The sequence below is a fragment of the Mangrovimonas cancribranchiae genome, assembly GCF_037126245.1.
GTDB lineage: Bacteria > Bacteroidota > Bacteroidia > Flavobacteriales > Flavobacteriaceae > Mangrovimonas > Mangrovimonas cancribranchiae.
The window spans coordinates 841184-854134 of record NZ_CP136925.1; the positions used below are offsets into that span (position 1 = coordinate 841184).

Annotated in this window: 11 protein-coding genes; 10 read left to right on the forward strand and 1 reads right to left on the reverse strand. The window is 34.1% G+C overall.

Annotated elements, in window-relative coordinates; translation table 11 throughout:
- Positions 1-1617 precede the first annotated feature (1617 nt).
- The 7 genes from R3L15_RS03740 to R3L15_RS03770 are packed head-to-tail and all read left to right on the forward strand — an operon-like array spanning position 1618 to position 9163.
- A complete protein-coding gene (locus tag R3L15_RS03740) occupies positions 1618-2859 on the forward strand; it encodes an ABC transporter ATP-binding protein (RefSeq protein WP_338733315.1) in 1242 nt (413 codons plus the stop codon).
- 4 nt (positions 2860-2863) lie between these two features.
- On the forward strand, positions 2864-3490 hold the full coding sequence (locus R3L15_RS03745) for a sulfotransferase family 2 domain-containing protein (protein WP_338733316.1): 627 nt from the start codon (positions 2864-2866) through the stop codon (positions 3488-3490).
- 3 nt (positions 3491-3493) lie between these two features.
- Complete coding sequence (locus R3L15_RS03750) at positions 3494-4585, forward strand: polysaccharide pyruvyl transferase family protein (protein WP_338733317.1); 1092 nt, start codon at positions 3494-3496, stop codon at positions 4583-4585.
- Positions 4586-4592: 7 nt separating this feature from the next.
- On the forward strand, positions 4593-5534 hold the full coding sequence (locus tag R3L15_RS03755; protein ID WP_338733318.1) for a sulfotransferase domain-containing protein: 942 nt from the start codon (positions 4593-4595) through the stop codon (positions 5532-5534).
- Positions 5518-6912: a hypothetical protein gene (locus tag R3L15_RS03760; protein ID WP_338733319.1), complete on the forward strand. Its 1395-nt coding sequence runs from the start codon at positions 5518-5520 to the stop codon at positions 6910-6912. Before R3L15_RS03755 ends, R3L15_RS03760 begins: the two co-directional genes overlap by 17 nt.
- A complete protein-coding gene (locus R3L15_RS03765; protein WP_338733320.1) occupies positions 6909-8045 on the forward strand; it encodes a glycosyltransferase in 1137 nt (378 codons plus the stop codon). Before R3L15_RS03760 ends, R3L15_RS03765 begins: the two co-directional genes overlap by 4 nt.
- Entirely contained in the window at positions 8042-9163 is a 1122-nt protein-coding gene (locus tag R3L15_RS03770; protein ID WP_338733321.1) for a glycosyltransferase family 4 protein, read from the forward strand. The genes R3L15_RS03765 and R3L15_RS03770 overlap by 4 nt, the downstream gene beginning before the upstream one ends.
- A 170-nt stretch (positions 9164-9333) precedes the next feature.
- Here the strand turns inward: R3L15_RS03770 and R3L15_RS03775 are convergent, their stop codons facing one another.
- Complete coding sequence (locus R3L15_RS03775) at positions 9334-10128, reverse strand: sulfotransferase family 2 domain-containing protein (RefSeq protein ID WP_338733322.1); 795 nt, start codon at positions 10126-10128, stop codon at positions 9334-9336.
- Between the two features lie 69 nt (positions 10129-10197).
- On the opposite strand from R3L15_RS03775, the gene R3L15_RS03780 reads away from it, so the two are divergent.
- From R3L15_RS03780 to R3L15_RS03790, 3 genes are read left to right on the forward strand one after another with little or no spacing between them, the layout of a single operon-like run.
- The gene (locus R3L15_RS03780; RefSeq protein WP_338733323.1) at positions 10198-11094 is read left to right on the forward strand and encodes a glycosyltransferase; all 897 of its coding nucleotides are present in this window, start codon (positions 10198-10200) and stop codon (positions 11092-11094) included.
- Positions 11094-12044: a glycosyltransferase family 2 protein gene (locus tag R3L15_RS03785; protein ID WP_338733324.1), complete on the forward strand. Its 951-nt coding sequence runs from the start codon at positions 11094-11096 to the stop codon at positions 12042-12044. Before R3L15_RS03780 ends, R3L15_RS03785 begins: the two co-directional genes overlap by 1 nt.
- The gene (locus R3L15_RS03790; RefSeq protein WP_338733325.1) at positions 12037-12858 is read left to right on the forward strand and encodes a sulfotransferase family 2 domain-containing protein; all 822 of its coding nucleotides are present in this window, start codon (positions 12037-12039) and stop codon (positions 12856-12858) included. The genes R3L15_RS03785 and R3L15_RS03790 overlap by 8 nt, the downstream gene beginning before the upstream one ends.
- Positions 12859-12951: the final 93 nt, after the last annotated feature.

Genomic DNA, 12951 nt, shown 5'->3' on the forward strand with positions numbered 1-12951 from the left:
TGGAAAACCTAATAAAAGAAACAGTAAAATAGAAAGGCAAAATGTCATTCAGAACGAGCATAGCGAAGTGATGAATCTAAAACATTATAAGTAGAATTAAAATAGAGATGCTTCAGTCGGTTATTGCATAGCCTCCTTCTGCATGACAGGTTGCTTGTCATTCAGAGCGTTAGCGAAGAATCTAGAATAAATGACGGAACAAGAACATAATATACAACCTAACAACGATGTCCTTGTAAAGGTGGAAAACCTAATAAAAGAAACAGTAAAATAGAAAGGCAAAATGTCATTCAGAACGAACATAGCGAAGTGATGAATCTAAAACATAATAAGTTGAATTAAAACAAAGATGCTTCAGTCGGTTATTGCATAACCTCCTTCTGCATGACATGGTGTTTGTCATTCAGAGCGTTAGCGAAGAATCTAGAATAAATGACGGAACAAGAACATAACATACAACCCAACAACGACGTTCTTGTAAAGGTGGAAAACCTAATAAAAGAAACAGTAAAATAAAAAGGCAAAATGTCATTCAGAACGCGCATAGCGAAGTGATGAATCTAAAACATTATAAGTAGAATTAAAATAGAGATGCTTCAGTCGGTTATTGCATAACCTCCTTCTGCATGACAGGTTGCTTGTCATTCTGAGTGAAACGAAGAATCTAAAATAAATGATAGAACAAGAACATAATATACAACCTAACAACGATGTCCTCGTAAAAGTGGAAAACCTAATAAAAGAAACAGTAAAATAAAAAGGCAAAATGTCATTCAGAACGAGCATAGCGAAGTGATGAATCTAAAACATTATAAGTAGAATTAAAATAGAGATGCTTCAGTCGGTTATTGCATAACCTCCCTCTGCATGACATGGTGTTTGTCATTCAGAGCGTTAGCGAAGAATCTAGAATAAATGACGGAACAAGAACATAACATACAACCCAACAACGACGTCCTTGTAAAGGAGGAAAACCTAATAAAAGAAACAGTAAAATAAAAAGGCAAAATGTCATTCAGAACGCGCATAGCGAAGTGATGAGTTTAAAACATAATAAGTTGAATTAAAACAAAGATGCTTCAGTCGGTTATTACATAACCTCCCTCTGCATGACATGGTGTTTGTCATTCAGAGCGTTAGCGAAGAATCTAGAATAAATGACGGAACAAGAACATAACATACAACCTAACAACGATGTCCTCGTAAAAGTAGAAGACCTAAGCAAAAGAAGCAGTAAATTGTCATTCAGAACGAACATAGCGAAGTGATGAATCTAAAACATAATAAGTTGAATTAAAATAGAGATGCTTCAGTCGGTTATTGCATAACCTCCTTCTGCATGACATGGTGTTTGTCATTCAGAGCGTTAGCGAAGAATCTAGAATAAATGACGGAACAAGAACATAACATACAACCTAACAACGATGTCCTCGTAAAAGTAGAAGACCTAAGCAAAAGAAGCAGTAAATTGTCATTCAGAACGAACATAGCGAAGTGATGAATCTAAAACATAATAAGTTGAATTAAAATAGAGATGCTTCAGTCGGTTATTACATAACCTCCTTCTGCATGACATGGTGTTTGTCATTCAGAGCGTTAGCGAAGAATCTAGAATAAATGACGGAACAAGAACATAACATACAACCCAACAACGACATCCTTGTAAAGGTTGAAGGCCTCAGCAAAAAGTTTTGCAAAGACCTTAAGACTAGCTTATGGTATGGGGTAAAGGATTTGGTAAGTGGGGTACAGGGTAACCAACACGAGCGCGAGCTACGCCCCAAGGAATTCTGGGCAGTAAAAGATGTAAGTTTCGAGCTGCGCCGTGGGGAATGTTTAGGGCTTATAGGCCATAATGGGGCCGGTAAAAGTACCCTGCTTAAAATGCTAAACGGGTTGATAAACCCTGATGCAGGCAAAATAACCATAAAAGGTAAGGTTGGGGCCTTAATAGAATTGGGCGCTGGCTTTAATCCGATTTTGAGCGGGCGCGAAAACATTTATAATAACGGCGCTATTTTAGGGTTTAGCCGTAAAGAAATAGATGAAAAAGTAGAAGCCATAATAGACTTTGCCGAAATACGCGAGTTTATCGATATGCCGGTACAGCATTATAGTAGTGGGATGAAAGTACGTTTGGGTTTTGCCGTAGCCGCACAAATGGAACCCGATGTGCTCATTATTGATGAGGTATTGGCGGTGGGGGATACAGGTTTTAAAATTAAATGTTATAATAAGATAAGTGAACTTTCGACAAAATCAGCTATAATATTTGTGTCTCATTCCATGCAGCAAATCGCTAGGATATGTACAAATGCTTTATTGATGCATAAAGGTAATGTTGAAATATATACTGAAGATGTTTCGAAAGGGATTCAAGAGTACGATCAAATGTTTACTGGTTTACAACAGTCTTTAATAGTTGGAGATAAAATTAAAGTGAACCAAATAAATTTGAACAATACTTTATTAGATAGTGAAGTAGCAGATAATACATTTAATCTAGAATATAATGAGTCATTAATTATTTCATTTGATATATCATTTTTGAATATTGATTTAAAGGAGAACATAAAGTTTTCACTTGTTATATCAGATAAATCTCAAAGGGCTATAGCAGTATCTTCAAAAACATTTGTGAGCAAAAAAATGATAAAAGAAAATAGGTCAATTTTTAATATTAAAATTGACAAACTAATTTTAGCTTCTGGTGTTTATTCGTTGACTTTAAACATTACTTCAAGTGAAGAAAGGGAAAGGATTGTAGTAGGAAGAATTTTATATTTTGTTGATATAATTGTTGTTGGAGAGAAAAACGAAAGCTATGCGCCAATAATTTTAAATGCTAATTGGAATTGAAAAAATGATTATATCAAACAAATACAAGTTTATCTTTATACACATACCTAAAAATGCCGGTACAAGTATTTCTGAGTCATTGAAGGTAGCAACTCAAGAAGAAAAACATTGGGCAGTCTCCGATAATACTAAACACCAGACTTTTAATGATTTGATATCAATTAAAGAGAATGCAAAATTCTTAGATAAACTCATTAAAGGATATGGTTTTTTAAATTATTTTAAGTTTGCGATTGTCAGAAATCCATATGAAAGAATGGTGTCTTTATATGATTATCTTAACAAGTATAAAGTTAGAGAAGAGATTCTTAATGTAAATAGTTTTGATGAGTTTATAAACGAATTAAATAATCCCCATAGTTGGGTCTCTAATTTACACTCCACAAGGTTGCAATTAGATTTTGTTAAAGATAATAAAGGATTTATTTGTTTAGATTATATAGGGAGGTATGAAGATCTAGATAATTCGATTAAAAAAATACAAAACAAAATAGGTTTAGATTTTAATTTGAAAAAATTAAATGTTTCAAAATCAAGAGAATCTTATAAACAATTTTATAGTAATTATAGTCGAAACATTGTAGAAAAAAAGTTTCTTGACGATTTAAATTATTTTAATTATAAATTTTAATTCTTGAAGAGTAAAATTACTGTTTTTGGTAGTACAAAAGATGAAATACATATAGGTTGTAAAGCGCTAAGCAATGGTTTAGACAACTTAATTAGAAAATCTTTTGGAGAGAATGTACTTATTCAGCATATATCACATAGGTACTTATCGCAGCATTTTAATGATGCTTTAATGACTGTGAACAAAACAACAGTTAGAAAAAACTTTTTTAAAAAACAAGAGCAATTTTGTGTAGCTAAAGATAGGTCTTATGATATGTGGCTTGAGGGAGTGAAAGCACTAAGTGAGAAGGATACTTTTTTAAAACTCACCCTATTAAATTCAGATATTGTTACCATAAACGTTGAGGGAACGATTCATCACAATAGTCTTTTGGGACATCAAATGCTAGCCATTGGTGCTTTTGCAGTACAGTTAGGTAAGCCGGTTTACTGGACAAATGTATCTGTTGAAAGTGAGAATGAAGCTATTTTAAAACATGCTTTTCGAGGAGCAAAGAAAATAGCAGTAAGGGAACAACGTAGCTTTGATTATTTAAAAACAATGGGTGTAAATCCAACACTGGCCTTTGATACTGCCGTTTCAGCTACATTTTTAAATGACAACGAAGTTTTAGATAATAATTTGCCTAAAGAACCCTTCTGTTTGTTTACGGGTAGTAATGTAAAAAATATTGATTTAATTGAACAAGCTAGGGTTATTTCTTCATTTGATTTAATTCCTTTGTATTTACCCTTAGGGCTTAATGATTATAATGATTTAAAGCAATTACAAGAAGAAAATATTGCTTGTTTGGATTATGGTGACGTTTCTTTCTCTCAAATTTTAGCTGTAATAGACAAGGCTAAGTTTGTAGTGTCTGGAAGGCATCATTTAAATATATTAAGTTTATTGGCAGCCAAACCATTTATAGCACATAAATCTAATACATGGAAGATTGAGGGGGTATTGGAGTTATTAGATTATGAATACAATTTTAATTTAGATATGGAAAGCCAAATAAGTTATTTGTTAAGTAACTATACATTTTTGCAAACCAAACTTTCATCAAAAATAGAGAAAGCTAAAAAAATGGCTTTAAATACTTTTGATTAATGATACTATGATTTTAAAAAATAAAATAGCATCACATTTCCTAATCTCCGCGCCACGTTCGGGAAGTACATGGTTACAAACCATGTACAATGCCCACCCTAAGCTGGCGTGTGTAGAGCGTAGGTTGTTTGGTAATTATGCCGATATGGTTTTAGACGATGGCGCCCAAGCCCCACGCTTACGCGTTACCTTAGATAAGTATGTGCAAAGTATGTTGTTGCACCATGGGTATCCTAAAAGCCAACAAAAAAAACTCACGCAAAACTTTATAAAAGCCTTGTTACAAGCCGAACAAGAAACTCTTGGTAAGCCTGTGGTGGTCGATAAAATAACGCCCTATTTAAATACGTCGGCTCAGGTAGTATCGCAACTTACTACGTATTTTCCAAAGGCTAAAGTGTTGTATTTGGTGCGCGATGGGCGCGATGTACTAACCAGTGGTGTGTTTCATTGGTTTAACAAACAGCCAGCCAATAAAGCCTTAACCCCTTTTGAACGGCAACGACGCGATTATTTTATACATGGTAAGGGCGAACGCCCAAAACGCTTTTTTCAGGATAAAGAAATAGAACAATGGGCTAACGAGTGGCAACAACCCTTACAAACCATAGATAAGGCCAAACAACATCATAAAGTGCATACAGTTACTTACGAGGCTATGCTAACAGATACAACCAAGGTATTAGAGGAATGTTTTGGTTTTTTTCAGGTAAAAACCACTAAGAAAAGTTTAGCGGCTTGTTTGTCGGCGGGTCAATTTAAAACCATGAGCCAAGGTCGTAAACAAGGCGAAGCCAAAGCCAATGCTCATGTACGAAAAGGCGTGTCTGGCGATTGGAAACAGTATTTTACCTACACCGATGGCAAATTGTTTCATGACATAGCAGGAGAAATATTGTTGCAATATGGTTATGAAACCAATGAAAACTGGTATGAAAGACTTAGATAAACACGCCTACGATGTTGTTTGTAACTGGTATAAAGCCATAAACTTTAACCCAGTACATAAAGGAATAGACTATAGCTTGATTATCCGGTTTTATTTGTGGGATAAGGTAGGGCGTGCGTTACGGATACAGCATGGTATAGATTATGGAGAGGTAGAAGTTTACAAGAAGGAATTAAATGAAAATAACACGTATCATTATGCGCCATTACACTCTAAGGGGAATTATAAAAAGCCGTGGTTTAAATTAAAAAAAAGTATTTTTATACCTTACCACGTGCCACATACCACTAAATTGGTAAACCATATTTTAAGTCAGCACAAGTATACTGTGCTTAGCAAGGAAATAACGCCTCTATTGGATAAAAAGCATGTAATAGCTAGGGTTGCATACCATGAAGACACTAAATGGGGAAAAGAAATAAGCGATGCTGTTTTAGAGGGGCTGATCTCAATGAATGTAGCGTTGCTTCCTGAGGATAAAAAGTTGTTAAAAAAGCAGGTTTTAGGCTGTGTTGCTATAAGTTGTTTAGCAGAAGAGGAACTTAAGCATTACACCCCTAAAGCTTTGTATGTGCATTCAGATAATCATCCGCCTTATATTAATTACGTGTTAGCAGCCAAAGCTTTAGGAATACCAACCTTTACATACCAACATGGTTTAGATTGCGAGCACTATTATTATGATGATTGTTTTGCTGATTATGTGGCTGTATGGAGTGCAAAGAGGAAGGAAGCCTATGTTAAAACATCGCAATTTTCACCAAAAAAAATACACCCAATAGGTAATGTATTTTTAGATAAAATAAAACGCAACAACACCGATGTAAATCAAGATACCTTATTGTTTGTAACACGACCTCATAGCAGTCAAAAATGTTATGCACCTTCAAGACATTATAAAGAAGGAGCAATGATTTTAAAAACGATATTGACTTTTTTAGAAGAACATCCTAATTTACAATTGATAATTAAACCACATCCTAGAGATTATGTTCAGGGCTATAAAAATGTAATAGCTATGTCTAATGTTTCTTCTCGTGTTACACTATTAAACGATTCTTTAGATAAAATAATAGAACAAGTTAGTGTGGTTATAACAGAAGACACCACGGCTGGTATAGAGGCGATAAGGAGTTTTAAACCTTGTGTTCATGCACATTTTTCAAAAAGCAACCCTGTGTTACCTTTGGTGACTTATCATGCTGCTTTGCCAGGATTTGCCCCAAGTGAATTATATAAAAGTTTAGAGCGTTCTTTGGTTTTGTCTGAGGAAGATTTTGAAGTCATGATGAAAGGTCAAATAAAGTTTATGGAGTCGTTTATGCCTTTTGGTAGTATAGAAAACTTGTATAGTTTTATAACAAATAATATTAAATGAAACGGATGTTATTTATATCGATAAATGATCATGTGCCATGGGGTGGCAGCGAAGAATTATGGTCTAAGACTAGTCTGGAATTACATAGTAGTAGCGATGTAAATGTACTTGTTAAGTGGTGGCCAGAGAAACCACAACCTATTAAACTATTAAAGCAAAATGGGGTTAAGGTATTTTATAAAGGACATTGTACTTTATCATTTAAAGAGAAAATAAAGAAGAAATTATTTAGAATTAAGCCTAAAGTAAAACATGATTTAGACCGGAAAGGTCTTGAATCTTTAGATCTAGTAGTTATATCTTTAGGTAATCATTTAGACACAAAATTATTTTACTATACTGATTATTTAGAAAAAAACAATATTCCATTTGTATTGGTTTATCAGTTAGTAACCGATTTAAGAGGTTGTAAAGATGAGCCTATAAATAGGTTTAAAGAGACTCTTTTGAAAGCTAGGAAACTATATACACTATCAAAGGATAATACAGAAAAGTTGAAATTACAATTTGCTCATAATTTTGAAAACATAGAACAGATAAACAATCCCTTTAACTTTGAAGCCAAACAATTGCCTTTTAAAAATAAGAATAGTTCTGGCTTTTGTTTAGCATTAGTGGGTGCTTATAATAGTTTACACAAGGGGCATGATGTTTTACTAAAAGTACTATCTCAAGACAAATGGAAACAGCGAGAATTGGTTGTAAATTTGTACGGTTCTGGACATAATGAGGAGCATATTAAACGCCTTGTAGAAATGTATGGGTTAACACAACAGGTTATTTTTAACGGTTTTGTAGCAGATAAAGAAGATATTTGGCGTGTCAATCAAGGGTGTATTATGCCTTCACGCATGGAGGGACAAAGTTTAGCTATGCTAGAGGCTATGTCATACGGACGTATGGTAATAAGCACGGCTGTAGGTGGTGCTCCAGAATTAATAGATGATAATATAACGGGGTTTTTAGCTCTAGCAGCCACTGTGCCACTTGTAGATGATGCCTTGGAGCGTGCTTGGGAAAAACGAAACACTTGGGATGAAATAGGAAAACTTAGTCGTGCCAAATTATATGACGTTATAACAGAGGATCCTGTAAACACATTTTCTAAAAAACTAAAGGCGCTATTGGTATGAAACTTTTATTAATTACTCACGACACGTCACGCACAGGAGCTCCCATGGTGCTATTGCATTTGTTGCGTTGGCTTAAACAACACCACCCACAAGTAATGGTTGATGTGTTAGCGCTTAAAAGTGGTGGGTTAATAAAGGAATTTAAAGCAAATTGCGATGAGTTTTATGATTATCAGGTGTTTATTAAACCAGAAAAGCCATCGTTATTTAAAAGAGTTCTCTTTAAATTTTATAATCCTACCGATAGAAAAAAACTGCTATTGAATAATTTGGCTTTAAAGCGATACGATGTTATATATTCTAATACGGTTGTAACAATACCTTTAGCTAATTCAATTGTAAGCTTAAGTCCTAAAAGTAAATGGATTGCTCACATACACGAACTTAATGTCATTATAAAACAACTGTTGCCAAATATTGAGGATTATGCTAAAGCTATAAACAAAATGATTGTGCCTTCTAAGCTGGTTAAAGCTAATATTTGTGAAGAATGGGTGATTGATAAAAGAAAGGTTGACGTTGTTTATGAGTGTTCGAATGTAGATGTGATTTCATCTAATACAACTTCTAAAAAGCTATTTACTGTCGGAGCCTCTGGAGCTGTGCATTGGCGTAAGGGGCATGATATGTTTATTCAAGTGGCCCGTTATATAAAACAACATTATCCTGATGTTGAAATTAGATTTATTTGGGTTGGGAATATAAGTAAGAATGAACAAATAATAATCAATGAAGATTTAAGGAAATTAAAATTGAAAACCAATGTTTCGTTTATTGGAGAAGTGGAAAACCCTCATGAATATTATCAAGATTTTGATGTGTTTTTAATGACCTCTAGAGAAGACCCTTTTCCTTTGGTTTGTATTGAAGTAGGGCAAATGGGAATTCCAATTATTTGTTTTGAAGGTGCTACTGGAACAGAAGAAGTTGTAAAAAAAGGAGGCGGTTTTATAGTCCCTTATTTAAATATTGAAGCTATGAGCGAAAAAGTTTTGAGTTATTACAATGATACTAACTTAAAACAGAATCATGGCTCTATAAATAAGATTGAGTTTGCTAATTTTACACCAGAGGTAATTTGTAAGCAGTTGTTTAAAGTGATTCAAACTCAGATATGAAGCATCCTTTAGTCTCCATCTGTATCCCAACCTATAACGGCGAGGCTTATTTAGCCAAAGCCTTAGGCATTGTAGCAGGTGTCAAAACATACCATCTTGATATCTAATTACCCCTAATATTATATGTCCGCAGTTATGGAATCTTATAGGTAAATGATTCTAATGTAGTTTTATTTTAAGTGTTTAATAAGTTTATTCACCTTATAACTAGAATAAAGTTTATTGTAAAGTTCCAGTTGTTTCATTTTTAATGTCATAAAAGGTTTCTCTTTTACTTGCTTGGCAAAGCGTTTTTCAATAAGATTGTATAATTGATAATCACCTTGGTTTTTTTCTTTAATAATATCTAAAGTATCTTGTTGTATGGGGACATTTCTTTTGTATTGTCCCTTGTTTAGAAACTTATAATATGGAACTCCCCAACCATAAAGCTGGCCTAATAAAATTATGGATTCATTGAATTTTTCTTGTAAACCAACAAAGGAAAAGTGTTGTTCGATATTATGTAAAGCCAGTTCAAGAAGTTCATTGTGATTATTGCTCATTATGCCACTTATCCATTGTACTTGTGTATTGTGAATGTCGTTATTATTTATATCTCTAACAAATTCATGAAATGACATATTGTTTCCAAAAATGGTATCATACATTCGATGATGTGGACGTTTTTTTACATAATTATAATAAGAACGAATACGGTCTTCTGGTTTTCGTAAAAATGTAAAATATTGGCTAGAACCAATCATTTTTTCATGTATTCCAAACTGTACGTGACCTTTAATAATTCTTATTTGCCGTCGGTCTTTTTTATACCATGAAATAAACTCGCTAATGTTAGAACGGTTGTTGACTTCTTTTACCGTAAAAATGATGTCGGAGGGGTATTTTCTTTCAATGACAGAATGCAGTGTAGATCCACCATTTTTTGGGATGTGTAAAAAAATAAGGTTTTTGTCGTTTTTCAATTTAATGATTTTAAAGGTAAAAGTGAGTTTAAAATTACTTATTAATTTAATACATTTGGACATACTCGTATGAAAGATTTATATAGTAACTCTAATTTAGTCTCCATCTGCATCCCAACCTATAATGGCGAGGCTTATTTAGCCGAAGCCTTAGACAGTGCGTTGGTACAAACTTACCCTAATCTGGAAATTGTGGTTAGCGATGATGCTTCTACCGATACTACTTTAGAGATTGTTGAAAAGTATAAAAGCAAAACCCCCATTCCCATACGGGTATTTCATCATGCCCCTAATGGCATAGGTGCTAATTGGAACTATTGTATGCAACAGGCTCAAGGCAGCTATATTAAGTTTTTGTTTCAGGACGATGTGCTGGAGCCTACCTGTGTTGAAGCTATGCTAACCGTTTTTAAAAACCATCCAGAGGTGGGGTTGGTAGCCTGTAAACGTGAGTTTATTGTAGAAGACGCTATTGTAGATGACACCCAGCAACAATGGTTGTACGATTATAAAAACCTGCAAGTCCAGTTTAACAATTTTAAGGAGTTGCTTTATCTGGATAAGACCATGTTTAAAAGAACAGATTTTTTGCAAAGTCCGTTGAACAAAATAGGTGAGCCTAGTGTGGTTATGTTTAAGAGGGAGTTGGTGGATACTATTGGTTGGTTTAGAACCGATTTAAAGCAAGTGCTCGATTATGAGTATTGGTACCGCATTATAAAACACCATCCTGCTATAATAATAAACAAATCCCTGGCTAAGTTTAGGGTGCATGCCGAGCAGGAAACGCAAAAAAATAAAGCCCGTGCGATTAACGATTATAGTATTTATCGCAACATTTTAAAAACTGATTATACCCAATTATTGCATCCAGAAGTGGTAAAGCGCCTTACACCTAAAAAGCACTATAAAGGGTATTATTTTGTAAAAAATCTTAAAAAACGCATAAAACGTATCTTTAGCTAATGGCAAGTGCATCTACTTACATCATTATCGTCACTTATAACGGTCTTACATGGCTAAAACGCTGTTTAAAAAGTTGTGGTAATTATCCTGTGGTGGTGGTTGATAATGCGTCTACCGATGGTACGGTAGGTTTTATAGAACAGCAGTTTCCAAACATCACGTTATTAAAGCAAGAGACTAATTTAGGCTTTGGGCAAGCCAATAATCTAGGGATTAGCTATGCGTTAAACCACGGTGCAAAGCAGGTATTTTTGCTTAATCAAGATGCGTATTTGGTTGATGATGCTTTAGAGCAGTTGGTGACTTTTCAAAAAACACATCCTGAATACTGGGTGTTAAGTCCGTTACATGTCACACCAGGTTTAGATAGGCTAGACGAGAACTTTTCGCATTATGTAAACTATAAAAATAATGCATGCTTTTATTCCGATTATGTATTAGGACATCCCATAAAACCTGTTTATGAAGTCCCCTTTGTAAATGCGGCAGCTTGGTTAGTATCTTTAAAGTGTTTAAACACTGTGGGTGGATTTGATCCATTATTTTTTCATTATGGCGAAGACGATAATTATTGTCAGCGTGTTTTATTTCATGGCGGTAAAATAGGGATAATACCAAACGTTAAAGTTATTCATGATAGAGTAGATCGGGAAAAACACCCTATTGAGCCTTTTTCAGAAGCCTATTACCAGCATAAACTAAAGAATTTTAAAAAGCGACACGCCAATGTAAATACGTTTGATGTGTCTGTCCTAAATAAAAAAATCTCAAGCTATAAGAAACCCATAATTAAAGCTTTCTGTAAAGGACAATTTAAACGGTTTAAACGTTTAAAGCATGAACAACAACTTTTTATAACTGCCAGACAAGACATTTTAAAAAGTGTTGAACAGAATAAACAACAAGGCGCAACATACTTGCCCCTAACACAAAATAAAACTAATGGGTAATCACTTAATTTTTATGCATTTGCCTAAGTGTGGCGGCACGACGTTTCATCGTGTTTTAGAGCAACAATACACCTCTACGGATATTTTTGATATTAAAGTGGTTAATCAAGTAAGGTTAAACACCCAAGAGTTTATAGACTTACTGCAAAAGCAGCGTGATAGTATAAAGTTGATAAAAGGCCATATGGAATTTGGGCTGCATAGCTATTTCTCTAATTCAGCTGACTATATTACGTTTTTAAGAGACCCCATAGAGCGTATTATATCGTATTACTATTATGTAAAACGACGCCCTAATCATAGGTTACGACAACATGGTTTGTTTACCGATGAGATGTCGCTTTATGAGTTTGTAACGCAGATAGATGAAGGCGATATACATAATGGTCAGATACGGTTTATAAGTGGTGTGCAGACAACCGATAAACAACTTATGCTAGATAAGGCAAGAGAAAATATAAAAAAATATTTTGCTTTTGTGGGGACTATAGAACAATTTGATACGTGTTTAATGGTACTGAAGAAAAAATATGGCTGGACAATGCCGTATTATAGTATAGAAAACAAAACAAGCAATAGACCCAACTTAGAAGCGATTGATTCTAAAACTATTCAAGCCATTAAAGAACGCAATAAGGAAGATATTGAATTGTATAATGAAGTGTCGGATCAATTAGAAGATATCATTAAACAACACAAAACCATGTCGTTTGATTTGTTGAAGTTCTACACTTACGCAAGATACAAACAGTTTAAAACGCGTGTCTATCAAATTTTAAGAAAAGGGTACTCTAAATTAGTAAGGGAAAAATGATAAGCTAATTCTTGTTAAGAATTCTTTGTCATGCTGAACTTGATTCAGCATCTCTTTTCAATATTTTTTTAATAATAACAAGACCCTGAAACC